Raw genomic sequence first — 25,860 nt, forward strand, 5'->3', positions numbered from 1 at the left:
GGTGAGCCGGCACCTGGAGGTCGGCGAACGGATAGTCAGAACTGAGGCGCTGCACGGCGGCATCACTGCCGACATGCGGAGGCTGACCATCGGCACACGGGACGGAGGCACCCGTGACCTGGTGCTGCGGACCTTCGTCAACATGGAGCACGCCGAGGACTGGCTGAACAGGGAGGCCGGCGCCCTGACCCTGCTCCCGGGGACCGGCGTGCCGGCTCCTGGAATGGTCGCGGTTGATCCGACCGCCGCGCATTGCGAGTATCCGTCGCTCCTGATGACGCATCTGGTGGGCCGGACGGTCCTCGACGATGAGGGATTGGAGACGCGTGTCCCTCTGCTGGCGCGTCAACTCGTGGCGATCCACACTTTGCGACCTGCCGAGCGGCCCCGGGGGTATGTGGCGTTGATGACCGGCGACACCGTCGTGACTCCGAAGGGCGCCGATGCGGCGGCATGGGCCGCGGCGATCGACGTGGTCCGCAAGCCCGCGCCGCCCTATGAAGGACGATTCCTGCACCGGGACTTCCACCCCGGCAACGTGCTGTTCGACGTGCCGCCCTCAAGGCCGGCAGGTGCCCGGATCACCGGCGTCGTCGACTGGGCGGCTACCTCCTGGGGCCCGGCGGATCTCGATGTGGCGCACTGCTCCACCAATCTTGCGCTGCTCCACGGTCCGGCGTGGGGTCTGCGGTTCGCTGAGGCGTATGAGGAGGCCGGCGGGGTGCTGGCCGCGACCGCGAGCGAGCGGTTGTACTGGCGGGTGAGGGACGGGCTGGCGTGCTCGGAAGAAGTGCAGTTGGTGTCGCAGCCATGGCGGGAGGCAGGGAGGACAGAGCTGACGACGCGAGCTGTGGAGGAGCGGCTGGATGCCTATGTGACCGCCCTGATGGACGCCCTGGGCTGAGCCATGGCGGTCCGGGGCGCGACCCCGACCTCATCGTTCGCAGCTCAACCAAGTGGGGAATCGAGTAGACCCTGGGGAATTTCGGATTTCGGGAATCCCCATCAGACCGCCACGACGGCGCATCAGATCATGCTGCCTGGCTGTATCTTCCACACGCTCACTGGATCGCCCCCGCGTCTCGCGCATCCGGCGATCGCGCCCGCGACAGTCTCACAACGTCCGCAGTGCCGGCGATTTCGCCGCCGCATCCTGCCCGCCGAGGCCGACCTGCCCACCCGCACCGCGCGCAGGATCTTCTACGAGCACGGCGTCGATGAACTCGTCCAGTGGGCGCTCGTCGGGGTCAGTGGGCTTTGACCTCGTCGACGTCCAGGCCGCGGTCGACGCCGTGGGGGACGACGTTCTGCCCAGGCTCGAGATGCAGGCGCGTGCCATCGAGATAGACCTCGACCTTGTCCGCTTCGAATGACACGAGGTCGCTGATCCGGTCGACCTCCTGGTAGGCGTTGGTGTACGACCAGGCGGCGTGACGCGCGTCGCCGATGTCGTAGTAGTTGCACAGGCCCTTGTAGGGGCAGAAGGTCTGGCCGTCGACGGGGTGCAGCTGGGTCTGGTCGACGTCGGCGCGCGGGACGTACCAGCGCGGGGCGAATCCGGACTCGAAGAGCACGAGGGGGTGCTCGGAGCGGGCGATGCGGGTGTCGCCGAGGCGGACTTCCAGGGTGCGGGAGGTGTTGCGGATGTCGATGCGGTGGTACGGGTCCGCGGCGTGTCCCAGGATGCGTTCGTCCTCCTCGTAGAAGGCGTCCATCGCCCGCCAGGCGAAGGCGATGCGGCCCTGGAGGTCGGCGGCGTACCCGGGCAACGCGGTGAACTTCCAGGCGGCGCCTTCGGTGGTGCGCTCTCCGGCGTGCACGGCGTACCAGGCGGTGTCGCCGAGGTCCTTGTGGTGGGTGACCTTGCTACTCGGGATCAGGGACTGCTCGTCGACGTCCTCGCGAGGGAAGTAGGCGACGGGGTACCGGCCCGGCTCGTGGAGAACGATCACGTTCTCGCTGTCCGCGATCCAGGCGTCGTTGAACTTCACGCGCATGCGGCGGCGCAGGCGCTCGGCGAACAGGAGGCGTTCGGGGAGCGGTTCGGAGGTGAGGAAGTGTCCGATCGCGCCGGCGGAGAGAGGGCCTTGCTGCCAGGACAGTCCCATGGCGGATTCCTTCCGGGTGCGGGGGGTGGGCGGTGCGCGGGTGGACGCACCTATTACGGGGCGGTTGTTGTTGACGGTCAGGGCGTGACGGCGCAGCGGGAGACGTGGGCCTCGGGGCGACGGAAGCAGGCCCAGACGGCCTTGCCCTTGCCGGTGAGGGCCCGCACTCCCCATTCGTTGCAGACCTCCTGGACGATGCGTATACCTCGCCCGGCTTCCCCGCTCAGTGAGACAGGCGGGATGCGGACGCGGAAGTAGCGCGCACTGTCGTGGACTGCGACGTGGAGGCAGTGTGAGTGCCGGATGAGGCGCACCGGGTAGGCGCAGCCGTCCGGGCTTCCGTGCTGTACGGCATGACCGGCCAGTTCCGAGACACGGGCCCGGATGTCGCCGCCGCGCTGGCACCCGCCCCAGCTGTCGAGGGCAGCCTGCATCGCGAAGTCGCGGGCGGTGCGCCCGGTCTGCGGGCCGGCGCTGAAGGTGTGTCGGGTGAGGTGTCGCATGGTGGGTCCATTGCCGACTGCGGTGGGGGAGGGCTGTGCGATCCGCTGCCGACTGCGGCGGGGGAGGGCTGTGCGATCCGCGGCCGCCACAGCCGCCCCGACACTCTGCGCATCAGGCGAGGACGCGGGCCAGGAAGTCGCGGATGTGCTCGGTGATGGTCCCGAGGTGGCTCTCCAGGGCGAAGTGCCCGGACTCGAGCAGGTGGATCTCCGCGTCGGGGAGGTCCTGGGCGAACGCCTCCGCGCCCGCGGGGCCGAAGATCTCGTCGTTCGCGCCCCAGACCGCCAGCAGCGGGACCTGGGAGTCGCGGAAGTACCCATGGACCTGCGGGTAGAGGTCCACGTTGGTGGGGTAGTCGCGGAAGAGCTGAAGCTGGATCTCGTCGTTACCGGGGCGGTCCAGCAGCGCCTGGTCGTGGACCCAGTTGTCGGGGCTGATCAGGCTGGGGTCGGCGACACCGTTCACGTATTGCCAGCGGGTGATCTCGGGGGTCAGGGCGCCGCGCATGGGGGCTTCGGTGTCCGGTCCCGGGGCCTGGGCGTAGGCGAAGACGCCGTCCCAGAAGGGCTTGACGAAGCCCTCGTCGTAGGCGTTGCCGTTCTGGGTGATGATCGCGGTGATGCGGTCCGGGGACTGGAGGGCGAGCCGCCAGCCGATGGGAGCGCCGTAGTCCTGCACGTACATCGCGAATCGGTCGATGCCCAACTGCTGGAGCAGGCCGGAGGTGACCTCGGTGAGGGCGTCGAAGGTGTACGGGAAGTCCTGCAGGGCGGGCATCGCGGACTGGCCGAACCCGATGTGGTCGGGGGCGATCAGGTGGTAGCGGTCGGCGAGTGCCGGGATCAGGTGACGGAACATGTGCGAGCTGGTCGGGAAGCCGTGCAGGAGCACGACTACGGGTGCCTGGGGGTTGCCGGCCTCCCGGTAGAAGACCTCAAGGCCGTTGACGGTGGCGGTGCGGTGGTGGACTGCGGAGACCATGTCCCTAACCTCTCTATCTATCTTCACTGGTTACATATAGAGTCGAGCACCTGAAATCTAACCTGTCAAGATGCTTTTATGGGTTAGATTGAGATTGTGTTCGGGGGCGCAGCCGCACCGGGGCGGCGGAAGGTCGGCCCGTCTTCAGCCTCCGCCCGTGAACGGCCATCAGCCAGCGCACCGCCCACCTCAAGCCGGCTCAGGGAGCCGATGTCCGGCGGCCTGCGCAGTGAGCGCGCACGTATAACCTGCCAGGTGAACCAATTCGGTTAGGAGGTGCGATGGTGACCGACCAAGAGCAGCAAGACGCACTGCTGGAGCTCCTCAACGGCACGCCGGTGGTCAAAGGCGTCGTCCAGGACCAGCTGGCAGATCCGGAAGAGGCCAGATCCTGGCAGCAGGCCCACGGCGGCAGCGGAAGCGCGGACGAGCTGCGCAACCTCGTGCAGGCACGCGATGCCCTTCAGGACGTGGTGCGCGGCAGCCGGCCCGCCACGTCGCTGGCCCCGCTCCTGAAAGGCGTCACCTCCCGCCCGCACCTCTCGCCTGAAGGAGTGTCGTGGGCCCTGGACGCCCCCGCGGAGCGTCGGATGGCGGTGGAAGCGGTCATGGCGTGGAGCGCGGTGCAGCAGACAATGCCCGGACGGCTACGACCGTGTGCCAACCCGGAATGCCGGCGGTTCCTCATCGACCGCAGCAAGACCAACAAGGCCCGCTGGTGCTCGATGGCCGTCTGCGGTAACCGTATGAAGGCACGGCGCCACTACCAGCGCACCCGCGACGCCACAGCCGAGTAACACCTCCGGCAGGCGTTCGGTGCCGGTGAACAGTCCCGATCCGCGATCCTCCCGGAAGGCTCGCCGGGGAGGCCATCGGCGGTCACGACGGACGTGCCACCAGATGACATTGAACAAAATGGCCACGAGTTCGAAGGCGGCGCCAAACAGGACGACAGCGGTGCGCTGCCCGTGTCCGTCGCGGAACGTCTCGGCCAGCACGGAGGCGTCGAACGGCAGGAACGCGACGTCCATCAGCAGCACGGTGTTGAGGAAGAGCACCACTCGGTCGGCGCTGCGGATGTGGTCGAACATGATGTGATGGTTGGCCCACACCTGCCCGATCAGCAGGAAGGCAAGGACATAGGCCAGGTAGGACGGCCAGAGCGCGGCAAGGCCGTGCAACAGGCTGCGGGTGTCGTGCGGCGGGCGGATCTCCAGGACGAGCAGCGTGATGGCGATGGCGATGACGCCATCGCTGAACGCAACCACCCGGGCAGGATCGCGCTCGACACCGAAGGACGTCGCCCCGCCTCCTGGCCCAGGCGTAGTCGCGTAGTCGCGGAGCTCCGGACGCCGGAGTCGAAGCGGCCCTGCCACGTGTCGAGAGGCACCCTGTGCCTGATCTCTCCGACATCCACGCCGAGCCCCACCAGCTCGGACCGCGCAGCTTCAAGATCAGAGACCACCAGGTGCAGGCCCTTCACCGAGCCAGGCTCGGCTTCGGAGAGACCCACTCGATCTGCACCGAGCACGCGGAGCCGGGAGGCGTCAGCTGCACGACACGGAAATCGGGGCTGGGCCCGTAGTCCACGCGCAGGTCGAAAACCAGACGCTCGGTACAGAAGGCCAAAGAGCGGTCGACATCGCTCACGGGCAAGATGGCGACCTCGAGCATGTACTCCATGTGATCACTCTGGTGAGTGCAGCACGACAGCCGCGCCACCTTGCGAGCACGCACGACACGAATGATCCGACCAGGAACAACGAACGGACATGGCTTTCCGGGCCGGTACCTCCGTTCGAAGGATCTCAGCGAATGCACCAGGATTCATGATCACGGAAACGCGGCGGCGCCGACACGAGAACTAGGATCGGCCCTGGCGCACAGATCACAGCGCCATGATGGGCTGCCCGAGCCGGCCACCCCGCAGGAGGTCCGCAATGGCGACGCTGCTGTCCGTCAATACAGGTATGCCCAAAGACGTGTCCTGGCAGGGCAGGACCGTCCACACCGGAGCATGGAAGGCCCCCGTCCGAGGCCCCCGCATGGTCCGGCGGCTGAACGTCGATGGAGACGGTCAAGGAGACCTGGCTGGGCACGGCGGTGAAATTCGAGCCGTCCTCGTCTACCAGCTGCAGTCCTACCAGTACTGGCAGAAGCACCTCGGCCGCGACGACCTGACCTTCGGGGTCTTCGGGGAGAACTTCACCGTCGACGGTCTGCTCGACGACGAAGTGTGCATCGGCGACCGGTACCGTATCGGCGAAGCCGAATTCGAAGTCACCCAGCCCCGCGTCACCTGCTATCGCGTCGGCATGCGTCTGGGCGAACCCACCATGGCCTCCCTCCTGGTCGCCCACCACCGCCCCGGCTTCTACCTGCGTGTGATCAACGAAGGACGCGTCCAGGCCGGCGATGAAATCACCTTGACCCGCAAGGGCCCTGAAGAACTCAGCGTCGCCGACACCGACGCACTGCTCTACCTCCCCGACCGCGACCCCGCCAAGCTGCGCAAAGCACTGAACATCCCCGCACTCAGCCCCGGCTGGCAGCAGTCCTTCCGTGAACTCGCCGCCGCCCAGCAGCCCCAACAGGAACCGGGATGGCCAGGCGAACGCGCCAGCACTCAGCAACCCAGAGAAGAACCGGGATGGCCCGGCTTCAAGACCATGCGCGTCGCCCGCGTCGTCCCCGAAACCCCCACCATCTCGTCGATCTACCTCACCACCACCGACGGCAGCCCCCTACCCGAGGCACGCCCAGGCCAGTACCTCTCCATCCGCCTCACCGTCGGCGAAGCAGCCCCCGCAGTGCGCAGCTACTCCCTGTCCTGCGCGCCCACAGTCGGCACCTACCGCATCAGCGTCAAGCACGAGCCCCACGGGAAAGTCAGCAGCTACATCCATGCCACGCTGCACCCCGGTGACATCGTGGACATCGCCAGCCCCCGCGGAACCTTCGTACTCGAAGAAGGCACCCGCCCGGTCGTCCTTCTCTCCGCAGGGATCGGTGCCACTCCCGTGCTCGCCATGCTCCACCAACTCGCCGCCACACGAGACCCACGCCCCACCTGGTGGATCCACACCGCCCACGACCGCACCCACCACGCCTTCGCGGAAGAGGCCAAGGCGCTTCTGGCCCAACTCCCCAACGCCCACGAGCACATCTACTACACCGCCGAAAACCCACATCGCGACGAGCCCCACATCAGCCATGGCCGCCCGACCGCCCAATCACTCAGCGCCATGGGCATCCCCGCGGACGCCGACGCCTACCTCTGCGGACCACCCGCCTTCATGGACGACCTCGGCGGCTTCCTACGCGATCACGGTCTGCGCCCCGAACAGATCCATACGGAACAGTTCAGCGCTCTCCCCGCCATCAACCCTGGCGTCACACCCACCGCGGCGATCCGGCCGCACCAACCACCCGGTCCCAGGGGCACCGGCCCCCTCATCACCTTCGCCCGCAGCGGCATCACCGCTCCATGGTCACCCGCTCACGCATCCCTCCTCGATTTCGCCGAAGCCTGCGACGTTCCCACCCGCTGGTCCTGCCGCACCGGCGTCTGCCACACCTGCATCACCCACCTCGTTGCAGGCGACATCACCTACACCACTCCACCTCTCGAACTCCCCGAGCCCAGCACCATCCTCGTCTGTTGCAGCCAACCGACCACCGAAGTCGTCCTCGACCTCTGATCGGCCGTCAACGGCCCGTCACCAGGATTGCGGAAACCACACATGTGCCAACGCAAGAACACCGCCGGGAGACAGCTCAGCCACCCGGTCGACGGCTTCGTCGATCGCGCGGATCTGGGTGTGGGAGGTGGCGAGGCGAGTGGGGAGGGCCCTCGATCGCGGCGGTGAATGTCGGGCGGGTCGGGGAGTGCTGAGGGCGCGACGGAGGCTGCACGGTCAGGGGGTTGAGCAGCAGCCGGCAGTGGCACGCTGTCCGTCCAGATGTGCCGGGGTCGCGAAGTCGCCGTGCTCGCGGCGGCCTTCGCCGGTGCAGTCGGGTCTACGGAGCGCTGCGCGCGGCCTTGGCCCGCTCACGCACCTGGTCCGGATAGCGCTCCGTGAAGCGGACCGCAAGGATCAGCAGGACCACCGGGATGATCCAGTTGAACCAGTCGGCACCGGACGTCGTGTGCACTGCGACCAGTCCGAGTGCGGCCATGGCGACGAAGACGCCGCCCCAGACCAGGGTGAGCATCCGGTTCACGTGCCGGAAGAGGGGAGTGCCCCAGACCTCCGGGGGTGTGGACTCCCGAGCGTACTGCTCGGTGAACGGCACGAATGCCAGCGATCCCAGGGCCACCACCGCGATGACCGAACTGGACAGGACCTGGGCGTACGTCTCCAGCCAGAGCATGTCCTTGCGGTCGAGAAGGAGTGCCAGCACGGCGATGACGCCGAAGAAGAGGATGCCGGCGACCTCCAGTGCCTTGAAGGAACCCCGGCGCAGATCCGGCAGGTTCAGCACCACTGCGGCGACGAGGGCCGCCAGCGCGGCGTACTCCCAGGTGCTGGGAGACGCGACGACGTCGAAGATGATCCACGGGGCGAACGCGAATAGCAGATTCCCGGTCCGACGCCCGGAATTCGCTTTCTCCACCGTGCACCTCCGGTGTCTGGCCCGAAGCGGCACGGGGCCGCCTCTCCATGGTGATACCGAGCCGCGACGCCCGCACCATCTCACCCACGCGTTGCAGCAGGTCCGCTCCGGCGATCGAATGGAAGATCACGGTCAGCGGGGTCAGCGGGGTCAGCGGGGTCAGCGGGGTCAGCGGAGCCGACGCCGGATCTCTCTGACCTCCGGCGATGTCGGCGGTGTTCAGCTGGTCTCTTCATTGCTGGCGCCGACCAGTGTTTCCCAGGAGTGGCGGACGCGGGCGCCGTGATCGCGAAGCTATCTGATGTTGCGATGCCGCAGCTCTGACTCTTGGCCCCGGACATGCCCCTTGAGCTGGGGTTGGTGCAATCCAAAGCCCTTTCCTGGAACCGAAGTTGCTGAGACGGAACCCGGACATTCGCAGGATCATTTCAGGATCGACCCGGCCTAGTGTCATCGGTGTCAGCAGGAAACACCGCAACCCGACAGCCGCTGGAGATCATGATGCGTTCGCGTCTCGCCGCCCGTTCCGCCCGTCTCGTCCTGGCCGCCGCGGCCGTGACGGCCCTCGCCGCCACCACCACCGCCTGCGACAACGACGACGCCGCGGACGCCGGCAGCTCCGCGGCCCCGTCCGCCGTCGCCTCCGCCGGCAGCGGCGGGAGCGGCAGCTCCTCCAGCGACAGCCCCTCCGCCAGCGGCTCCTCCACCGGCGGCTCCAACTCCAGTGGCTCCGACTCCAGTGGCTCCACGGACAAGACCGACTCCGACGACGGCAAGAAGGGCGGCTACGGACAGTCCTGCGGCACCAACGACCTGGACTTCACGGTCACCTCGGAGTCCCAGGCCGGCGGCTACTACCTCGTCACCGCCAAGGCCAAGTCCGGCATCACCTGCTACCTGGATGTCAACACGCCCAGTGTGTCCTTCGGCTCCGGAGCCGAAGGCGTTGCCTCCCCCGTCGGACAGGGCGGCGAAGACCCCATCAAGCTCACCGGCTCCGCCGTCGCGTACACCGGTATCAGCCCCAAGACCACCAACAGCAACGACGGCAAGGAATTCGAGAACGTCATCATCGCCACCACCGACGACGACCCCGACCCCGCCGAACTCAAGCTCCCCGACACCGCCAACGTCGACAAGCCCATCGTCACCAACTGGTCCACCAACCGCGCCGAGACCGTCCCCGTCATCGTCTGACGAACCGGACCGGGACCGTCGACGTCGCGCTCTGCACCACGACGTCCGTCGACGCGGTCATCCCCGAGCACACCTAGGTGTTCGAACGCTCCTGGTAGTGGATCACGAGGGCCCGGCGCCACTGCCGGGACGCTGAGAGACTGACAGGTCAGCGAGGGCCATCGGCGCAGCGAGTGGAATTCTGCGTGGGTCGGATGGAGCGTGGCGCGGGAGATGATGTCGAACCCGGCTCGTTCCAGCATGCCTTCCATGATCCAGACGTGTGTAGAGAACTCCTCACGGATGTGGGCTTCGAAGTCGTCGCTGGTGAAGCCTTCTCCTTTGGGGCGGCCGGCAGTGTCGATCCATCGCTGCAAGTGCGTTTCGGCGGTGGCCGGTTCAAAGCTGAAGATGACGTCCCACGGGTAGAAGGTGCCGCCGGGGCGGAGCATCCCGGCTGCGTCGAGGAGTGCCTACTGTTTCCGGAATCGACGCCGTCGGCGTGCGTGAGGCAGTTCGACGACCTGCCTCACGGCGTCGAGATCCTGCTCGCCAGGGAAGTCTTCGGCGACGTCGAGCTCTCCGGTGGGCAGTGGCAGCGCCTGGGCTGCTCCCGCACACACTCGTGTGATAACGATGCAGGGCGTGTCTGCGGGCACCTTGAGCTCCTCAAACGACACGGGTTCTATGACATGGCGCGGTGTGGTCCACAGGTGCCTTGCGCAGGATCTCGGCCCTCTGCTTCTGCGTCAGCTCGCGGTGTACCAAGGCGGAACAGCCGGCGATCTTCTGAAAGAGGACCTCGGCCGGGATCGCGGGTAGATCGCCGAAGAGTGGGTGGTTGTCGCCGGCGCCTTCGCCGAGCCGGGCGTGAAGTTGGCCGCGATCCGCCGGAGCGGGTGAACATCACCCGTCAGGACCACTGGCTGGGGCGGCTGCACTGAAGACGACGCTCCGCGGTCGCACGACGAACCCGCACCTGAGTCCGTACCAGCACAACCCTGAGGGCCTTTCGGATGTCCCACAGGTGAACTCCACACCTCGGACCTCTTGGAGCCCACGTGCGCACACGGATACGGAAGTACGCCACAGCAGCCACCCTTGTCGCTGCGGCTGCTGCCGGGCTACCCTTCCCGGCTTCGGCCTCTGTTCCCGCGCAGACCGATGGCGACTTCAACGGGGACGGGTACGCGGACCTCGCCGTGGGCGTGCCCGACGGCACGGTCGGCGGCAAGGCGAGAGCCGGCTACGTCAACATCGTCTGGGGCGGCCCGAAGGGAATCGGCGCTCACGGCAGCATCCGCATCAGCCAGGCCACCCCCGAGGTTCCCGGGACACCGGAGACGGGCGATCGCTTCGGGGGCTCCGTGGCTCTCGTGGACACCAGCGGCGACGGCATCGCGGAACTCCTCGTCGGCGCCCCCGGCGAGGACGTCACCGGCCGGGGCACGGACGCGGGCTCGGTCACCGCGGTGGGCGGCGCCAGGGGCGGTCCGGGCCCGGGCTCCGTCGTCCTCAACGGCCCCTCGGCGTCGGCGGCGTTCGGCCTGGCGGTCGCCTCGGCCGACCTGACCGGCGACGGCAACAAGGAGATCGTGATCGGCGGCACGGACAAGGTCGTCGCTCGTGTCGCCCAGGGCGAAGACAGCATGGTCACCACCGTCGTCACCGCCCCCATGGGTGGCCACGCCCCCATTCTCGCCACCGGCGACTTCACCGAGGACGGCACGGCGGACCTCGCGGTCGGGTACTGGACGAAGACCCCGTTCACCCAGTCCCACGTGCGCCTGTGGACCTGGGACGCGACCGAGCAGGCCATGGCCAACACCTGGAACACCGACAATGCCGGCGTCTCCGCCCTCGCCGCGGGCGACTTCGACGGCGACGGCCACGACGACCTGGCTCTCGGCGAGTGCCGTGAGATCGCCGACGAGAACATCGACGACCCGTGCGGCCCCGAGGAACTGGCCAAGGGCGGCGGCATCCACGTCCACTACGGCAACGCAACGCCCGGCAGCTTCGGGTTCCGTCGGCAGACCCTCAACCAGGACACGGTCGGCGTGGCGGGCGTCGCGGAGATCGGTGACCACTTCGGCGCCGCCCTTGCCGTCGCCGACATCGACAACGACGGCCGCGACGACCTGATCGCCGGCGCCCCCGGCGAGGCGATCGGTACCCGCTCGGGCGCGGGCGCCGCGACCATCCTGCTCGGCGGCCCGACCGGCCTCGTCGACGCGCGGGGCGAAGGCCACTCCGTCGGGGTCCAGCAGGACACGCCGGGAGTGCCGGGTGTCGCGGAAGCCGCCGACGCGTTCGGTGCCGCCGTCGCCACCGGCGACTACGACCGCGACGGCAGGGCGGACGTGGCGGTCGGCTCTCCGGGCGAGAACGCAGCCTCGGGCGGCGTGTGGCTGCTGCCCCGGGGGAGCGTCAACGGCTCCTCCGCGTTCACGCCCGCCGAGCTGGGCCTGCCCTCCCCGTCGAGCGCGCTCGCGTACGGCAGGTACCTCGGCGACCAGTGACGTCCACCGGACCCGTCCGGAGGCCGGTCGGTCGCCGGACGGGTCCGGTCGCGATTCACTGTCGACCAGCCAGTGATGTGCGGTCCGAGGCGAGTTCTTCAAGGCCGTTCCGGAGGGCATGCTGCCGACAGGCCTTTGTGCGTCGTTGCGCAGGGGTGCGGGGCAGCGGCGGGCAGGAGGGCACCTCCACCTTGCCCGGCTGCAGCCGATGTACTGCAGAAGCAGCAACGGGGCCAGGACGCCGGCTGGTCGGATCCCGGCAAGGCGGCCCGCAGGTGTCCAGTCGCCGTTCGGCAGAACGGGCAGGGGGATGGCAAGGCCGCCCGCAGTTCTGCATGGCTCGGAACAGGCTTGCCGGGTCCTCCCGACAGCCCCACTCCTGGTTCTCCCAGCAAATTCATTCGTTGCGGCACGACAGCCCCCACAGACCCCGCCCGTGATCACCGTGATCCGGTGTCTGTGGGATCTTCACCTTCCGTACAGGAGTGAGAGGCAAGAGCTGCAGCGTGGGTCTCTTGGACCCCCAGTTGGTTCCCCAGGGGTTGTCTCCAAATGTCACGCCCGCATCAGACTCTGCCGTGAGTGGCGTGGGTGAACTGTCGTGTGCGTGCGGGCGTATCCGGGTGCGTGCGGGTGTATCCGGGTGTGGCCGGCCGGTGGGTGGGGAACGGCTGTCGGGTCCAGAGCAGCAGTAGATGCCACTCACCTGGAGATCCGCATGACCCTCGGTTCCGACGCGCGGCAATGTCCATTCGACTTTGCCGAGGCCCTCGAGTTCGATCCGGTGCTCAGACAGCTCATGAACGAGGGGCCTGTCTCCCGGATCCGGCTGCCGTACGGCGAGGGCACGGCATGGCTCGTCACCGGTTATGACGACGTCCGGACGGTGACTACCGACCGGCGTTTCAGCCGTCATGCTGTCGCCGGCCGTGACTTCCCGCGCATGACACCCGAGCCGATCGTCCAGTCCGAGGCGATCAATCTCATGGACCCCCCGGCCGGCAGCCGCCTGCGCAGCCTTGTGTCGAAGGGCTTCGCCCCGGCTCACATCGAACGCATGAGGCTGCGCACTCAGAATGTCGTCGACGAGCTGCTCGACCAGATGGCCGGACGCGGTACACCCGCCGACATCATGGAGCACCTTGCCGGACCACTGCCTCTGATCACGATCTGTGAGGTTCTGGAGATCCCCGAGGCGGACCATGCACAGCTGCGCGCCCACGCCCGGACGATGATGGATGTCGGGGCCGGAAACCGGGACGCCGCGGTACGGGCGAAGGCCGAGTTGCGCGCCTACTTTGCGACACTGACCGCGCAGCGCCGCAAGAATCCCGGTGACGACCTGATCAGCGTGCTGGCGACGGCCCGCGACGGCGACGAGATCCTCAATGATGAGGAGTTGGCCGTCATGGCCATGGTCCTGCTGATCACAGGGCAGGATACGACGACGTACGAGATCGGCAACCTGACCTACCTGTTGCTCACCCGGCCCGATCTGCTCGCGACCGTGCGCGAGCGCCCCGAGTTGCTGCCCGGGGCGATCAACGAACTGCTGCGCTTCATCCCCTTCCGCAAGGGGGTCGGTATCCCCCGGGTGGCCATGGAAGACGTGCTCCTGAGTGGGGTGGCGATTCAGGCGGGCGACATCGTGCACGTCTCCTACCTGACCGCAAACCGGGATCCACGTAAGTTCGACCGCCCCGACGAGGTAGACCTGGAACGTTCCGGCCCGCCTCACATGACCTTCGGCTGGGGCGCCCATCACTGCCTGGGTGCACCGCTCGCCGCCGCCGAAATCGAAATCGCCCTCGGAACTCTCTTTGAGCGCTTCCCTCGCCTCGCACTGGCAAAGCCCGCCGAAGAACTGCAATGGAACGCGACATCGATCTGGCGCTATCCAGTCGCCTTGCCCGTCACCTGGTGACAGGCCGGCACATGACCGCGGGACCGAGCGGGGACACCTCTCGCGCGTAACACTGCGCTCCCCGCTCGGCGCGACCGCGACCATGATCGGCACCAGGGGGGCAGTGGCCCCACGCGGTCGTCCGCAGCCGACGAAGGACGGCGGCTTCACCCTGCTCACGCCGACTGCGGGGAGCAGCGGTCCGACGTGCGGCGGTGATCCATCTGGCGTACGTTGGGATGCGCTGGCCAACTCCAGCGGCGGCGACTCTGTCAGGCCTTGCCGCCCGGCCGGGACGCATTTGGTGACGGTCCGGTCGACCGCGTTCCCCTCAGGTATTCCACGTGCGCGCCGTCTTTGAGCGCCCGGGGCAGCAGGGGCTCCCTTCGAAGCGCTGAACCGCAGGACCGGTCCCGGCCGCGCCCGGGGCCACCAACTGCAAGGAGTCACTCCCATGGCAGTTCTGTGCAAGCCGGCAATCGCGATACCCGAACACGTCATCACCAATGAGGAAACCCTCGAACTCGCGCGGAGGCTGCACCACGACCATCCGCAACTCGACCTGGCGCTGAGCCTGATCGAGAACACCGGGGTGCAGAAACGGCATCTGATCCAGCCCATCGATGTGGTCCTCAAGCATCCGGGACTGGATGCGCGCAGCACCATCTACGAGAGGGAGTCCAAGGCCCGCGTCCCGCAGGTGGTTCAGCGTGCACTGGACCAGGCTCAACTCGAGCCCCTGGACATCGACTTGATCATCTACGTGTCCTGCACCGGCTTCATGATGCCCTCGCTGACCGCGTGGCTCATCAACACCATGGGCTTCAAACCGCAGACACGACAGCTGCCCATCGCCCAACTCGGTTGCGCTGCAGGCGGAGCGGCCGTGAACCGGGCGCACGACTTCTGCACGGCATACCCCGACGCCAATGTCCTGATCGTGGCCTGCGAGTTCTGCTCACTGTGCTATCAGCCGGGCGACATCGGTGTGGGATCGCTGCTCTCCAACGGCCTGTTCGGTGACGGCATCGCCGCCGTTGTCGTCCGGGGCAACGGCGGCACCGGAATGCGCCTGGAGCGCAACGGCTCGTACCTCATACCCCACACCGAGGACTGGATCTCCTACGCGGTCCGCTCGACCGGTTTCCACTTCCAGCTCGACAAGCGGGTACCGAAGACGATGGAGCCCCTCAGCCCCGCGTTGCGCGCGCTGGCGGAAGAGCACCAATGGAACGTCGGCAAACTGGACTTCTACATCGTCCACGCCGGCGGGCCGCGCATCCTGGACGACCTGAGCCGCTGCCTCGACATACCGCCCGAAGCGTTCCGCTTCAGTCGGGCCACACTCACCGAGTACGGAAACATCGCCAGCGCTGTCGTCCTCGACGCCCTCGACCGCATGTTTGACGAGCAGTCGGCACTCGAGGGCCACCAAGGCCTGATAGCCGGTTTCGGTCCCGGCATCACCGCCGAGATCGCCCTGGGCACCTGGGCAACGGACAGGTAGGGCGCTGCTGCCTGACCCCTCAGCCGAGGAGCACACGAGGCGCTGGACCAGCCGGGCACCCCGTCGGCCGCCTGCCGACGGGGTGCCCGGCGGCCGTCCCTGGACGCCGAATTCTGGGTGCCCTGGTCGGCCGTTGTCGCCGGCTGCCGGACTTCACAGATGTGCCTCGGCGGCGTCGAGATCCCCCGCGCGCCGGGCGCCGAGTGCCAGGACGAGTTCGGCCGTCTGCTCCGCCGGCCGGCTGCCCTGCTCGATCGCGATCCGCAGCGCACGCCGGTGGAACTCCCCGGCTTCCTCGTACCGCTCGGTGAGCAGGGCGATCCGGCCGAGGCCCGAGAGCTGACGTGACTCCTCCGACCACATCTCCAGGGACCGCGCCAGGCGCAGGCCTTCGCGGTGCAACTGGGCCGAGAGGTTGTAGTCCCCGTTCACCTCAGCGTGCACATCAAGGGTCTCCGCCGTCTTCAACTGCCCCCAGACGGCGACGTGGTCCCCGGGCTTCACAGGTGGACGAGCAGGTGGCGGGGGCCGCGGAGCATGGCGTTCTGCCGGTAGGGGGGCGGGTCCTGGACAAGGTGTGCCGTGCTGAGGTGGGGGATCAGCGCGCCGAGCGCGGCCTCGGCCTCGGCACGGGCGAGTGGTGCGCCGTAGCAGAAGTGGATGCCGCTGCCGAAGCCGAAGTGCTCGTTGTCCGGGCGGGAGGGGTCGAACCGGTCGGGCTCGCGGAAGCGTCGGGGGTCGCGGCTGCCCGAGGCCAGCCCCAGGACGATGGATGTGCCGGCGGCGATCTTGGTGCCGGCGACGTCGACTAGGGGGAACCGCTCGCGCATATGGACCGGGGGCTCGTAACGCAGCAGTTCCTCCACCGCTCGCGGCAGCAGGCCGGGGTCTTCGCGCAGACGGTCCAGTTGGTTGGGGTGACGCAGCAGGGTGAGCACACCATTGGTGATCAGATTGACCGTGGTCTCGTGTCCGGCGAGGAACAACAGGACGGTGGTGGCCGCCAGTTCCTCTTCGGTGAGCCGCAAGGCGGGGTCCGGTTCGTTGATGAAGTCGGAGATCATGTCGCCGGTAGGCCGGCCACGACGCTCCTCGGCGAGGGCGACCAGGTTTCGGTGGTGTCACTTTCGGGCCCGATGGCTGCGCCCGCGATGATCGCGACGGTCCATGCGTGGAACAGGTGCTCGTCCTCGGGCGGGACGCCGAGCAGGCGGCAGATCACGGTGATGGGCAGCGGGTAGGCGAAGTCGTCGACGACATCGATCTGCAGGCCCTCCTGGAGATCTTCCGCCAGATCCTTCGTGAGCTGGACGATCTCGCCGCGCAAGGCAGCGACCCGGCCCGGGCTGTGCGGCGGACCGAACGGTCGCATGGCCGCGTTGCGCAGCCTGTGGTGCTCGGGGTCGTCGAGTGCCACGAAGGGCGGCTGCAGGTGCACCTCGTAGGGAGAAGGTGTGGTGCGGGAGCGCGGATCGGCACTCATCCGAGGATCGTGCAGCAGCGCGGCGACCTGGTGGTACGTGCTCCGACCATATAGCTGCCATCCGCCTGCTGTACCACGGGACCGGCCTCGCGGAGTTCGGCGTACAGCGGATAGGGATTGGGGCGGTTGGCGTAGTCGGTGATCCGGGCCAGCAGGGTGTCGGAGGCCATGGTGGCTCCTCGTGGTGGGGCGGGACGTGGGTCAGCCGGGGTGCACCAGCGTCAGCCGGCGGTCGGGCAGGTATCCGGTGAGCGCCACGGTGGGGCCGTGGGAGAGTACGGAAGGATCCGGCACATCGGAGGGGATCGGTACGTCGGCCGCGATCGCGCGGTCCGCCGCGCCGGGTGGGGGCGGGAACGGCGCGGCCGTCTCGATCAGGTGCCGGTAGTAGTCCAGTGACTTGGCCATGTCGACGGTGACCGCGGCGGTGACCCGCCCCTTGTAGCCGTAGACCATTGCCAGGCGGCGCGCCTCCAGGGAGCCTTGGGCGATGACCACGTGGTCGGAGTAGGTGGGCACGCCCACCGATTTGATGTTGAGCCCGAACTGGGTCGACCAGAACGTCGGGATGGCCAGGTGCGGGCGCCGCAACGGCCCCGGACTGACCATGTTGTGGGCCGCCACCTCGGCCTGTTCGACCGCGTTTCCCCAGTGTTCCAGGGAGAGCATCTGGTAGCCGAACAGCGGGTGCGGGAAGCGGGACACATCGCCGGCTACGAAGACGTCGTCGGTGACGATTCCGTACATGTCGAAGGCCCGGCAGCCGGCGTCGCAGGCGAGCCCGCGCGGGCCCGCCGCCAGCCCGGAGTCCGCCAGCCACTCGACGTTGCGGATCGCGCCCAGCGCCACGACGCACACGTCGGCGTCGACGCGGCTGCCGTCGGACAGCTCCGCGCCGGTGAAGCTGCCGTTCCCGTGCAGGGCCGTGACCGTCACCCCGGTGCGCAGGTCGACGCCGTGGTTGCGCTGCATGGCGGCCGCGAGTTTCGCGAGGGTGCCACCCAGCGCTCCCACCAGGGGTGCGGGGCCGCGTTCGGCGACCGTGACCTCCAGCCCCCGTTCCCGGCAGGCGGAGGCGATCTCCGAGCCGGTGAAGCCGCCGCCGATCACCAGCACGCGCTCCGGCCCGGCGGCCAGCCGCTCGGCCAGCCCTGCGCCGTCCTCGCGGGTGCGCAGGGTGAACACCCCGTCCAGGGCGCCCTCCTCCACGTTGGGCCAGGGCCGCGCGCGGGTTCCGGTGGCGATCAGCAGCCGGTCGTACGGCAGCGACTCGCCGTCCTCCAGCAGCACCTGTTTCGCGAGTGGGTCCACGCCGGTGGCGCGCACGCCCAGCCTCCACTCGGCGTCCGGGTCCCGGCGCATCGGCAGCCCGGTGGTGTCCGCCGCCGCCCGCCCGAGCAGCACCTGCTTGGACAGGGGTGGCCGGTCATAGGGCGGGTGGGGCTCGTCCCCGACCACGGTCAGTGAGCCGGTGAAACCCTCCTCGCGCAGCGCTTCCGCGGCCCTGAGCCCGGCCAGCGACGCTCCGACGATGACGATGCGGCCGTCCTTGAGGTCACCGGGCACCGCCGCTCACCTCTTCCCCGAGGAGGATCGCCTGCACCGGGCACGCCGCCGCGGCCTGGCGCACGTGCCCGACCTGGTCGTCGGGGACGGCCGTGGCGTACAGCAGCCCCTCCTCGCCGTGCAGCTCGAACACCTCCGGCGCGAGAAAGACGCACTGTGCGTAGCCCTGGCAACGTGTGAGGTCCACAACGGCCTGCATCCCCGCCACTCCCTCCGTTGTTTCACCCCTCCTTCCAGCATGGGGCCAGACCTGGGGGCCCGCACGCCAGCCTTCCCGGGGGCGGAAATCGGCCCGTGGAGGCATGCTCGCAGCGCTGCCCCGATCAGTGAGACTGATCCGGCACCGGTCGAGGAGACCGCCGAGAACGCCGCGGCGGACACCCCGACAGGGCGGCGTGCCTGAAGGTTCGACGGCCGGTCGAGCTCGGCCGCGAAGAAGGCGGAGGCAGCCTTGAGGCTCTCGCTGACGCGCCGCAGTTCACCGTACTCAGCCCCGAGCCACTTGATCGCCGGGACCGGAGCGGCCCGACATCAATGAGCAGATGTTCGCCACCCTTTGCTGGAGGGCATGCCCGGCCTGGCCGTCACAGGCCACGTTCAGGCCGACGTCACGCTGACCAAGCACGAGGACAACGCCGAACCGTCGCTGGACATCCTCGCGACCCCCGACGGACAGCGCCTGGTCGCGGCGGAGTTCACGATCCTCAGCACCGACGCCACCTACGACGACCCCGGCAACCTGGGGGCGAAGGTCATCGACTCGACCGGGAAGGTGTACGCCGGTAAGTCCGGCGACCCCACCGTCGGTGAGTCCCTGGACCTCGCCCTGACCCTCCAGCCGGGCGAGAAGACCACCGGCTGGGTGATCTCCAACGTGCCGCAGGACTCGAGGATCACGGCCGTGACGTGCCGGACGGACTCGCTCGCTCCTGCAGACCAACGGAGAGCACACGGCCAGGTGGAACCTCGCCGCCTGAGGTGATCGCGTACCGAGCACCGTCTGCTTCCGTTGGAGTGAAGAAGTGGATGAGCAGTCGATGAGCCGCTGCCCTCGACGCCTCGACACGTAATGGTTCCTCTGAGGCAATCAGGAGCGAAGAGAACAGGGTTGTGCATATGAGGCGTATCGGAACAGTCCTGGGCGCTGCCGCGCTCACCATGCTGACCATTCCGGCGAACGCTCACGCCGCAGCAGTCGCCTGCGGCGGTGGTGTGTCGACCGGCCGGGTGGCCGTCAACGGCTGCATCAGCGCCCAACGCGGAAAGGAAGGCCGAATTTACACTCGGGAGATCACGGCGCACATCAAGGCGCGCAACACGGGGCCGAGGGCGGTGAACGTCTCCTACGAGGCGTTCTTTCGTGTCGTCGACGGTGGTTACTGGGTGAAGTTGGGCAGCGGTCGCACCTATGTCCCGGCGGGTGGGACCGTCGAGCCCACGGAGGTGGGAAGCTCGACTCGGGTGTGCGCGCCCGGTGTGAAGGTCGAGATTCGCGTACACGCCCGTGCCGACGGGGCAGCCTGGAGCGGCTGGTCCACCGCCGGCACGGCGCAGTGCCAGACCTGAGCGGCTGAACATGCGATGCCCGAAGGCCGGGGGTTGATCCCGGGGAAGCTTCACCCGAAGTGCGCGCTGGTCCCGGCGGGCCGCAGTTCGTCTCGCCGGACCGGGTGAGGAGCGTCCGGCGGGGCGACGGACATCTTGAGGGCGACGCACCGGCTGGGACAGTCCACCTCGATCACCGGCGTCCCCGCCCGCGTGTGGCGGCACATCGAGAACCGACGACTGGCCGACATCACCGACCGCGCCGGCATCCCAGCCGGCGCCACCTCACCGGTAGGACCGACGTCGAAATCCGCTGCCACCACGAGTACTTCACCGACGAACGGCCCGCCGATTCGACTGCACGGCCTTCGATCTACGGTTCGCGGCTTTCGCCCTCGCTCGCCGTAGGCAGGAGCGCCGCGGCGGGGTGAGTGCGGTGCGGCCATCGAGGCGTGAGCTCTGGGCAGTCCCTCAGGGTTTCGGCCTGGTCGGGTGGCGTCCGATTTGTGCTTCAGTGAGGCGGCCTTCAACAAGATCAAGACGGTTCACGTAACCGCCATGCCATAGGAGGGCGGCGGCGTCCTCGTCGCGGTGCGAAGCCGCGCCCGCCCGCCCTTCGTCCCGGCCCTTGCTTCACCTATCGAAAATCGATAGATTCTCATCGTAACTCGATGGAAGGGTGGGTCGTGGGAAAGCTGACAGTGCGTGCGCTGCGCGCCGTGCTCGTGGTGGTGCTGACCGGCACCGTGTTCGTACAGGCATCGATGGTGTGGGTGTTGGTCAGCGGGAGTGACCCGGAGGACGGGTCGCTCCCGCTGACCCCACTACGCGTGATCACGATCCTGGGCATGGTGTCGGCCCAGGTCGCCCTGGTCTGCGTATGGCGGCTGGTGACGATGGTGCGACGCGGAACCGTGTTCTCCCACGCCGCCTTCCGGTACGTGGACGCCGTGATCGGCGCGATCGTGGCGGCTGCCCTTTTGTGGTTCGCGGTCACGGTCCTCAATGCGCCGGGCCAGCGGGACGACCCGGGCGTCACCGTCATCATGGGCGGGGTTGCCCTGGCCATCCTGGGGGTCGCGCTCATCGTGCTCGTGCTGCGGATGCTGCTCGCCCAGGCCGTCGCGCGCGACGGCGAAGCGGCGCAGATGCAGGCCGAGTTGGACGAGGTGATCTGATGGCGATCGCCGTCGACATCGACGTGATGCTGGCCAGGCGGAAGATGTCCGTGGGCGAACTCGCGGAGCGCGTAGGGATCACGCCCGCCAACCTGGCGGTACTCAAGAACGGCCGCGCCAAGGCGGTGCGCTTCGCGACGCTCGCCGCGCTGTGCGAGGTGCTCAAGTGCCAGCCGGGGGACCTGCTGCGATGGGAGGCCGAGGACGCCGCGGGCGGATGACGTGCCCCGGGGCGGGCGTGAATGCGCCCGCCCGGCACCACCGGCCCGTGACACGGCACGTGGACCGCATGGACGTGGACGCCGAGACCGTGCGGCCGCTGCTCTGGGCCTTATGTGCCCTGGTGTTGGGGCTGTCCGCAGCTGACGAAAATCGGGTGACCTTGGCGCACCATCTGAGTAAAGTCGGGCAATGCCCGAGCTGCAGCGGCTGCATGCCGACCACGCCTCGGCGGTCCTGGCCTTCGAGCTGGCGAACCGCGCCTACTTCGCTGCCTCGGTCTCCGACCGCGGCGACAACTTCTTCGACCAGTTCACCGACCGGTACAAGGCCTCGCTGGCCGAGCAGGAGGCCGGCATCTGCGCCTTCTACGTGCTCGTCGCCGAGGACGGCTCGGTACTCGGCAGGTTCAACCTGTACGACTTGGAGGACGGCACTGCCAGACTCGGCTACCGGGTCGCGCAGCACGTCGCCGGACGCGGCGTGGCGACCGCGACCGTCCGGGAGCTGTGCCGGCTCGCGGCGACCCAGCACGGGCTGCGCACACTGCGGGCGGCCACGGCCCGCCAGAACGCCGCGTCCCAGAAGGTGCTGACCAAAGCCGAGTTCGTCCCTGTCGGCCCGGCCGACCCCGCCCACCTCGGTGGTCAGCCAGGCACCTGGTATCAGCGCGACCTGGTGCTCCAGCCGCACAGCACGAACTGACTGGGGGATCGACCGCGGGAAGGCGGCGGCCACTGCTGACCATCGGTATGCGAAGACTGAGATCTTGCGATGGCCGCTGGTCACAACGGAGACCCTGCCTGGTGGCAGGAGGCGCTCGAGGTCCTGATGGGCGGGATGGCCGGCCGGTTCTCGCAGGTGGAGCTCCGGCGCCGGGTGAGGGGCTGGGTGCTGGGGCTGCTGTCGGACCTGCCGCGCAAGAACTGCTGGACGATTGCGGAGTGGGCCGGTGAGACGACCTCGCACGGCATGTGTCACCTGCTGTGCCGGGCCTCATGGGATGCCGACGCCGTGCGTGACGATGTGCGTGAGTACGTCGTCAATCATCTCGACGACGCGGCGGCGGTGCTGGTTGTGGACGAGACCGGCGACGAGGTCTCCGGCGGCAACCCGAAACTGTGGGCGGCCCCGGAAGAACGCGGCCTGGGCTACGTGCCTACGGTGGTCTGCTCGGCCGAAGTCACCACCAGGGCAGGGACATTTCGCGCGGACGCTGGCCGCGAAGCTCCCAGGGGGCCTGGCAGAAGCTGTCGGCCGGACCGGGCGGGGAGGGCCACCGCTACCACGCCGGGGCCGTCATCGACCTGGCCGACCCTGCGCCGGGACACCGTCAGTTGCTGATCAGACGCAGCCACACCACCGGCCAACTCGCCTATCACCGCTGCCATTCCACCGTGCCGGTCCCGCTGCGCAGCCTGGTCAGGGCGGCCGGCTCCCGGTGCCGCATGTGCGCTGTCGCCCGACTTCACCTGTCGGATCAGGGTGCGATGAGAAGGCGTTCGATGAGGTGGTCGCGGAGGGTGAATGCGTAGCGCAGGTCGACGGTGCCACCGGGGAAGTCGCCTTCGAGGTGGTGCGTGGCGGTGTAGTGGGTGGCGTCTGTCTTCTGCGTGCCGGTGAGTTCGATGGTGTAGGTGAACTCGGTGGCGGACCGGCTCAGCCACTGCTCGATCGCCTCGGTGCCCCGGTAGGTGGTGCCGTCGTCGGTGACGGTGGCGTCGGGGGTGAAGGACGAGAGGGCGGTGGCAGTGTCGTGGGCCCGGTGGGCGTCGAGGTAGCGGGTGATCGTCTCGGGCAGGGCGTCGGGGGTGAGCGCCGTGTGGGTCTGGTGGTCGTGCATGGCGGGTCCTCGGAGTGGTGGCGGGTTCAGACGGTAGGGGTGGTGCCGCCGTCGATGACGTGTTCGGTGCCGACGATGGACGAGGCGCGGTCGGAGACGAGGAAGGCGACGAGTTCGGCGACTTCCTCGGGCCGGTTGGGGCGGCCGAGGGGGATGCCGCCGAGGGAGTCCATGAGCCGGTCCAGCGCCGCTCCCTGCGTGATCTCGGCTTCCGCGGCGATCCGGGCGACCAGATTGTCGGCGGCGGTGGTCTGGATGAATCCCGGTGAGACGGTGTTGACGCGCACCCCGTGGGGGGCGACCTCGTTGGCCAGGCCCTTGCTGTAGGTGGTCAGCGCGGCCTTGGCGGCGGCGTAGCCCAGGGTGCCGTTCCACAGGGGCATGCGGCGCTGGATCGAGGTGAGGTGGACGACCGCGCCCTTGCCGGCCGTGATCATGCCGGGCAGGAGGCCGCGGTCCAGGCGGACGGCGGCCAGCAGGTTGGTGTTCAGCTCCCGGACCCAGTCGTCCTCGCCGAGCATCGCGAAGCCTCCGGCGGGCGCCTGGGAGCCGCCGAGTGTGTGGACCAGGATGTCGACGCCGCCCACCCGGGCCTCCACCTCGGCGACGACGTGGCCGGCGCCGTCCGGGCTGGACAGGTCGGCGGCGATGAACGTCTTCTCCTCTACGTCGGCGGGGCGGCTGCGGGCGGTGACGAGGACCGTCGCCCCCGCCTGCGAGAGCCGCCGGGCGATGGCTGCTCCGGCGCCCTTGGTGCCGCCGGTGACGAGAGCGCGCCGGCCTTCGAGGGATTCGCTGGGCGTTGTGGTCACGATGGCTTCCGTTCCCGGGGGCGGTCGGGCGAGCGCCGCCGCCCTCTGTCAGTGCTAAAATAGAAGTCAGTTACTTCGACTTTAGCACCTACCAGGGAGAGTGCCGCGATGGCGAGCCGGATCAGGCTGGAGGACCGGGAGTGCCCGCTGTCTACGACGGTGCAGCACGTCGGCGAATGGTGGACGCTGCTACTCCTCCATGACGCCTTCGACGGCTACACCCGCTTCGACCAGTTCCAGGAGAACCTGGGTATCTCCTCCAGCATGCTCACCACCCGCCTGAAGACCCTCGTCACGGACGGGCTGCTGGAGCGCCGGCCTTATCAGACCAACCCCGTACGCCACGAGTACGTACTGACGCCCCTGGGGCGGTCCCTGCGTCCCGTGATCGTCGCCCTGGCCGCGTGGGGCAACTCCCGCCTCGCACCGGAGGAGCGCAGCATGATCCTCGTCGACGCCGGCAGTGGAGAGCCGGTCGAGCCCGTGGTCGTCGACGCCGGAACCGGCCGCCGGCTCGACGACAGCGACGCGTACGTCTTCACGGCAGGCCCCGCGGCCAGCGACGCCATGCGCGACCGCTATACGAACCGACCGACGGGTCCAGCCGACATCGCTCCCGCCACTTAGCACTGCGAAAGGGGCTTGCCTCCAGGACGCCCACAAGGTCGTCGCCACTCTGCGCACGCTCTCATGAATCCACCCGGTCAAGATCACTCGGACGGGCACCCCGTTCGACCGGAACCGGCCTCGTACGCCATGGAGATTCGGCATCAGGCGGTGAGCATGTGCTCGCTCAGCTCCCAGAGCCGCCGGGCGGACTTCGGGTCGATGGAGTGGGACGCGACTTCGGACGGGATGCTGTCCGCCGTGAGGGGCTTGGGCTCGTCGTCGAGCCGTGAGATGTCGCTGTCCTTGAGGTAGACACCGCCGATGTCGGCCAGCAGGGGACTGGTCGCCGCGAACACGATGGTGGCGGCACCCTGCTGCAGGGTCTTCTTTCCCACCTCGGGGTCGATGATCGGCTGACCGGCCTCGTCGATGAGCCCCATGGCCCGCAAACCCTCCTGGCCCGCCGAGCTGTTGAGGCTCGTGCCGACCACCACGCCCGGGTGGGTGGCGTAGCCGCGGATCCCGTCCTTGGCCCATCGGCGGTCCAGCTCGACGGCGAAGAGCACGTTGGCGGTCTTGGACTGGGCGTAGGCCGCGGTGGGTCCGTAGCCGTCGGCGAAGTGCAGGTCGTCCCACCGGATGTCGGAGAACCGCTGGGCTCCGGAGGTCACGTTGACGACGCGGGCGCCGTGCGCGGCGCGCAGCGCGGGCAGCAGGCGAAGCGTCAGCTGGAAGTGGCCCAGATGGTTGGTCGCGAACTGCGCCTCGTAGCCGCGCGCATCCAGTTCGCGTTGCGCGGGAGCCGGCAGGCCCGCGCAGTTGACGAGGATGTGGAGCGGGCGGTGGGTGCCGAGTCGGCGTTCGGCGAACGCGTCGATCGAGGCCGGATCCATCAGGTCGAGGCGGCCGACCTCGACGCCCTCGATGTCTGCCAGCGCTTCCTGTGCGCGCTGCGGATCGCGCGAGCCCACGGTCACGGATGCGCCGGCGTTGACCAGTACGCGGGTGGCCTCGCGGCCGAGACCGGCATGGCCGCCGGTGATGATCACGTTCTTGCCGGTCAGGTCGATGCCGGCGGCGACCTCTTCGGCTGTCGACGCGGCGGTGAATCCCGACCCGATGGGGTGCTGATTGTGTGTCATGAGAGGTCCTCTGTTCCGTCGTCGTCTGGTGGCGTGTGACGGCCGATGCGCTCGCTGTGTGTCGACTGCCGGGCCCGGTGGGTGTCGGCATGCGGCTCGCTCGGCGCCTGCCGGCTCACTTGGCTTCGGCGTGTGTGATGGCGTG

Annotated in this window: 25 protein-coding genes and 3 pseudogenes; 15 read left to right on the forward strand and 13 right to left on the reverse strand. The window is 68.6% G+C overall.

The window, feature by feature from the left end; genetic code table 11:
* The first annotated feature begins 1 nt into the window (after position 1).
* Positions 2-904 (forward strand): phosphotransferase family protein, encoded by a 903-nt coding sequence (locus OG698_RS44595; RefSeq protein WP_406109862.1) that lies wholly within the window; start codon positions 2-4, stop codon positions 902-904.
* 129 nt (positions 905-1,033) lie between these two features.
* A complete protein-coding gene (locus OG698_RS44600) occupies positions 1,034-1,261 on the forward strand; it encodes a hypothetical protein (RefSeq protein WP_406109864.1) in 228 nt (75 codons plus the stop codon).
* Here OG698_RS44600 and OG698_RS44605 read toward each other — a convergent pair.
* The 3 genes from OG698_RS44605 to OG698_RS44615 all read right to left on the reverse strand — a co-directional run bounded on the left by OG698_RS44605 (position 1,248) and on the right by OG698_RS44615 (position 3,593).
* Entirely contained in the window at positions 1,248-2,108 is an 861-nt protein-coding gene (locus OG698_RS44605) for a DUF427 domain-containing protein (protein ID WP_406109866.1), read from the reverse strand. The genes OG698_RS44600 and OG698_RS44605 overlap by 14 nt on opposite strands.
* Before the next feature lie 77 nt (positions 2,109-2,185).
* Positions 2,186-2,611 (reverse strand): ATP-binding protein, encoded by a 426-nt coding sequence (locus OG698_RS44610; RefSeq protein ID WP_406109868.1) that lies wholly within the window; start codon positions 2,609-2,611, stop codon positions 2,186-2,188.
* Between the two features lie 112 nt (positions 2,612-2,723).
* Positions 2,724-3,593, reverse strand: a complete 870-nt coding sequence (locus OG698_RS44615; protein ID WP_406109870.1) for an alpha/beta fold hydrolase — start codon at positions 3,591-3,593, stop codon at positions 2,724-2,726.
* Positions 3,594-3,874: 281 nt separating this feature from the next.
* Between OG698_RS44615 and OG698_RS44620 the strand changes: the two genes are divergently transcribed.
* Entirely contained in the window at positions 3,875-4,390 is a 516-nt protein-coding gene (locus OG698_RS44620) for a CGNR zinc finger domain-containing protein (protein WP_406109872.1), read from the forward strand.
* A 273-nt stretch (positions 4,391-4,663) separates the two neighbouring features.
* Here the strand turns inward: OG698_RS44620 and OG698_RS44625 are convergent.
* Positions 4,664-4,969 (reverse strand): annotated as a pseudogene (locus OG698_RS44625) (TMEM175 family protein); the annotation flags it as partial.
* A gap of 103 nt (positions 4,970-5,072) precedes the next feature.
* Entirely contained in the window at positions 5,073-5,276 is a 204-nt protein-coding gene (locus tag OG698_RS44630) for a hypothetical protein (protein ID WP_406109874.1), read from the reverse strand.
* A gap of 257 nt (positions 5,277-5,533) precedes the next feature.
* Here OG698_RS44630 and OG698_RS44635 point away from each other — a divergent pair, with 257 nt between their 5' ends.
* On the forward strand, positions 5,534-7,294 hold the full coding sequence (locus OG698_RS44635; RefSeq protein WP_406109876.1) for an MOSC domain-containing protein: 1,761 nt from the start codon (positions 5,534-5,536) through the stop codon (positions 7,292-7,294).
* A gap of 319 nt (positions 7,295-7,613) precedes the next feature.
* On the opposite strand, the gene OG698_RS44640 is transcribed toward OG698_RS44635, so the two are convergent.
* The gene (locus OG698_RS44640) at positions 7,614-8,210 is read right to left on the reverse strand and encodes a hypothetical protein (RefSeq protein ID WP_406109878.1); all 597 of its coding nucleotides are present in this window, start codon (positions 8,208-8,210) and stop codon (positions 7,614-7,616) included.
* A gap of 501 nt (positions 8,211-8,711) precedes the next feature.
* Between OG698_RS44640 and OG698_RS44645 the strand changes: the two genes are divergently transcribed.
* The 4 genes from OG698_RS44645 to OG698_RS44660 all read left to right on the forward strand — a co-directional run bounded on the left by OG698_RS44645 (position 8,712) and on the right by OG698_RS44660 (position 15,318).
* Positions 8,712-9,407, forward strand: coding sequence for a DUF4232 domain-containing protein (locus OG698_RS44645; protein WP_406111635.1), 696 nt, complete (start codon positions 8,712-8,714; stop codon positions 9,405-9,407).
* 1,040 nt (positions 9,408-10,447) lie between these two features.
* Positions 10,448-11,908, forward strand: a complete 1,461-nt coding sequence (locus tag OG698_RS44650) for an FG-GAP repeat protein (RefSeq protein WP_406109880.1) — start codon at positions 10,448-10,450, stop codon at positions 11,906-11,908.
* A 718-nt stretch (positions 11,909-12,626) separates the two neighbouring features.
* Positions 12,627-13,832 carry a cytochrome P450 gene (locus OG698_RS44655; RefSeq protein ID WP_406109882.1) on the forward strand — a complete coding sequence of 402 codons (1,206 nt, stop codon included), beginning with the start codon at positions 12,627-12,629 and terminating at the stop codon, positions 13,830-13,832.
* A 433-nt stretch (positions 13,833-14,265) separates the two neighbouring features.
* Complete coding sequence (locus OG698_RS44660) at positions 14,266-15,318, forward strand: type III polyketide synthase (protein WP_399983818.1); 1,053 nt, start codon at positions 14,266-14,268, stop codon at positions 15,316-15,318.
* 153 nt (positions 15,319-15,471) lie between these two features.
* On the opposite strand, the gene OG698_RS44665 is transcribed toward OG698_RS44660, so the two are convergent.
* From OG698_RS44665 to OG698_RS44680, 4 genes and pseudogenes are all read right to left on the reverse strand, one after another.
* Positions 15,472-15,822 carry a tetratricopeptide repeat protein gene (locus tag OG698_RS44665; protein WP_406109884.1) on the reverse strand — a complete coding sequence of 117 codons (351 nt, stop codon included), beginning with the start codon at positions 15,820-15,822 and terminating at the stop codon, positions 15,472-15,474.
* Positions 15,819-16,971, reverse strand: a pseudogene (locus OG698_RS44670) (cytochrome P450). Before OG698_RS44670 ends, OG698_RS44665 begins: the two are co-directional and overlap by 4 nt.
* Positions 16,972-17,002: 31 nt before the next feature.
* Positions 17,003-18,367, reverse strand: coding sequence for an NAD(P)/FAD-dependent oxidoreductase (locus OG698_RS44675; RefSeq protein ID WP_406109886.1), 1,365 nt, complete (start codon positions 18,365-18,367; stop codon positions 17,003-17,005).
* A complete protein-coding gene (locus OG698_RS44680) occupies positions 18,357-18,566 on the reverse strand; it encodes a ferredoxin (RefSeq protein ID WP_406102798.1) in 210 nt (69 codons plus the stop codon). Before OG698_RS44680 ends, OG698_RS44675 begins: the two co-directional genes overlap by 11 nt.
* Before the next feature lie 369 nt (positions 18,567-18,935).
* Between OG698_RS44680 and OG698_RS44685 the strand changes: the two genes are divergently transcribed.
* From OG698_RS44685 to OG698_RS44710, 6 genes and pseudogenes are all read left to right on the forward strand, one after another.
* Positions 18,936-19,349 (forward strand): hypothetical protein, encoded by a 414-nt coding sequence (locus OG698_RS44685; protein WP_406109888.1) that lies wholly within the window; start codon positions 18,936-18,938, stop codon positions 19,347-19,349.
* Between the two features lie 134 nt (positions 19,350-19,483).
* Positions 19,484-19,933, forward strand: a complete 450-nt coding sequence (locus OG698_RS44690; RefSeq protein WP_406109890.1) for a hypothetical protein — start codon at positions 19,484-19,486, stop codon at positions 19,931-19,933.
* A 665-nt stretch (positions 19,934-20,598) separates the two neighbouring features.
* The gene (locus tag OG698_RS44695; protein ID WP_406109892.1) at positions 20,599-21,090 is read left to right on the forward strand and encodes a DUF2975 domain-containing protein; all 492 of its coding nucleotides are present in this window, start codon (positions 20,599-20,601) and stop codon (positions 21,088-21,090) included.
* On the forward strand, positions 21,090-21,311 hold the full coding sequence (locus tag OG698_RS44700) for a helix-turn-helix transcriptional regulator (RefSeq protein WP_100595344.1): 222 nt from the start codon (positions 21,090-21,092) through the stop codon (positions 21,309-21,311). The genes OG698_RS44695 and OG698_RS44700 overlap by 1 nt, the downstream gene beginning before the upstream one ends.
* Positions 21,312-21,501: 190 nt before the next feature.
* Positions 21,502-22,014 carry a GNAT family N-acetyltransferase gene (locus OG698_RS44705; protein WP_406109894.1) on the forward strand — a complete coding sequence of 171 codons (513 nt, stop codon included), beginning with the start codon at positions 21,502-21,504 and terminating at the stop codon, positions 22,012-22,014.
* A 126-nt stretch (positions 22,015-22,140) separates the two neighbouring features.
* Positions 22,141-22,835, forward strand: a pseudogene (locus OG698_RS44710) (transposase); the annotation flags it as partial.
* On the opposite strand, the gene OG698_RS44715 reads toward OG698_RS44710, so the two are convergent.
* Together OG698_RS44715 and OG698_RS44720 are read right to left on the reverse strand one after the other, a co-directional pair.
* Positions 22,790-23,152, reverse strand: a complete 363-nt coding sequence (locus tag OG698_RS44715) for a nuclear transport factor 2 family protein (protein ID WP_406109896.1) — start codon at positions 23,150-23,152, stop codon at positions 22,790-22,792. The pseudogene OG698_RS44710 and the gene OG698_RS44715 sit on opposite strands and share 46 nt — an antisense overlap.
* Positions 23,153-23,178: 26 nt before the next feature.
* Complete coding sequence (locus tag OG698_RS44720) at positions 23,179-23,964, reverse strand: SDR family oxidoreductase (protein ID WP_406109898.1); 786 nt, start codon at positions 23,962-23,964, stop codon at positions 23,179-23,181.
* A 108-nt stretch (positions 23,965-24,072) separates the two neighbouring features.
* Between OG698_RS44720 and OG698_RS44725 the strand changes: the two genes are divergently transcribed.
* Positions 24,073-24,591: a winged helix-turn-helix transcriptional regulator gene (locus tag OG698_RS44725; protein WP_406109900.1), complete on the forward strand. Its 519-nt coding sequence runs from the start codon at positions 24,073-24,075 to the stop codon at positions 24,589-24,591.
* Between the two features lie 143 nt (positions 24,592-24,734).
* Here OG698_RS44725 and OG698_RS44730 read toward each other — a convergent pair whose 3' ends face one another.
* A complete protein-coding gene (locus OG698_RS44730; RefSeq protein WP_406109902.1) occupies positions 24,735-25,715 on the reverse strand; it encodes an SDR family NAD(P)-dependent oxidoreductase in 981 nt (326 codons plus the stop codon).
* Between the last annotated feature and the right edge of the window lie 145 nt (positions 25,716-25,860).

The organism is Streptomyces sp. NBC_01003, assembly GCF_045162695.1.
Classification (GTDB): domain Bacteria; phylum Actinomycetota; class Actinomycetes; order Streptomycetales; family Streptomycetaceae; genus Streptomyces.

What these genes read in the sequence shown, in the direction of transcription:
- OG698_RS44655 (WP_406109882.1), top strand. Translation starts at nt 12,627, where the DNA reads ATGACCCTCGGTTCCGACGCGCGGCAATGTCCATTCGACTTTGCCGAG.
- OG698_RS44715 (WP_406109896.1), bottom strand. Translation starts at nt 23,152, where the DNA reads ATGCACGACCACCAGACCCACACGGCGCTCACCCCCGACGCCCTGCCC.
- OG698_RS44730 (WP_406109902.1), bottom strand. Translation starts at nt 25,715, where the DNA reads ATGACACACAATCAGCACCCCATCGGGTCGGGATTCACCGCCGCGTCG.
- OG698_RS44685 (WP_406109888.1), top strand. Translation starts at nt 18,936, where the DNA reads ATGCCCGGCCTGGCCGTCACAGGCCACGTTCAGGCCGACGTCACGCTG.
- OG698_RS44660 (WP_399983818.1), top strand. Translation starts at nt 14,266, where the DNA reads ATGGCAGTTCTGTGCAAGCCGGCAATCGCGATACCCGAACACGTCATC.
- OG698_RS44645 (WP_406111635.1), top strand. Translation starts at nt 8,712, where the DNA reads ATGCGTTCGCGTCTCGCCGCCCGTTCCGCCCGTCTCGTCCTGGCCGCC.
- OG698_RS44630 (WP_406109874.1), bottom strand. Translation starts at nt 5,276, where the DNA reads ATGGAGTACATGCTCGAGGTCGCCATCTTGCCCGTGAGCGATGTCGAC.
- OG698_RS44725 (WP_406109900.1), top strand. Translation starts at nt 24,073, where the DNA reads ATGGCGAGCCGGATCAGGCTGGAGGACCGGGAGTGCCCGCTGTCTACG.
- OG698_RS44605 (WP_406109866.1), bottom strand. Translation starts at nt 2,108, where the DNA reads ATGGGACTGTCCTGGCAGCAAGGCCCTCTCTCCGCCGGCGCGATCGGA.
- OG698_RS44635 (WP_406109876.1), top strand. Translation starts at nt 5,534, where the DNA reads ATGGCGACGCTGCTGTCCGTCAATACAGGTATGCCCAAAGACGTGTCC.
- OG698_RS44610 (WP_406109868.1), bottom strand. Translation starts at nt 2,611, where the DNA reads ATGCGACACCTCACCCGACACACCTTCAGCGCCGGCCCGCAGACCGGG.
- OG698_RS44690 (WP_406109890.1), top strand. Translation starts at nt 19,484, where the DNA reads ATGAGGCGTATCGGAACAGTCCTGGGCGCTGCCGCGCTCACCATGCTG.
- OG698_RS44700 (WP_100595344.1), top strand. Translation starts at nt 21,090, where the DNA reads ATGGCGATCGCCGTCGACATCGACGTGATGCTGGCCAGGCGGAAGATG.
- OG698_RS44615 (WP_406109870.1), bottom strand. Translation starts at nt 3,593, where the DNA reads ATGGTCTCCGCAGTCCACCACCGCACCGCCACCGTCAACGGCCTTGAG.
- OG698_RS44620 (WP_406109872.1), top strand. Translation starts at nt 3,875, where the DNA reads ATGGTGACCGACCAAGAGCAGCAAGACGCACTGCTGGAGCTCCTCAAC.
- OG698_RS44680 (WP_406102798.1), bottom strand. Translation starts at nt 18,566, where the DNA reads ATGCAGGCCGTTGTGGACCTCACACGTTGCCAGGGCTACGCACAGTGC.
- OG698_RS44705 (WP_406109894.1), top strand. Translation starts at nt 21,502, where the DNA reads ATGCCCGAGCTGCAGCGGCTGCATGCCGACCACGCCTCGGCGGTCCTG.
- OG698_RS44600 (WP_406109864.1), top strand. Translation starts at nt 1,034, where the DNA reads ATGCTGCCTGGCTGTATCTTCCACACGCTCACTGGATCGCCCCCGCGT.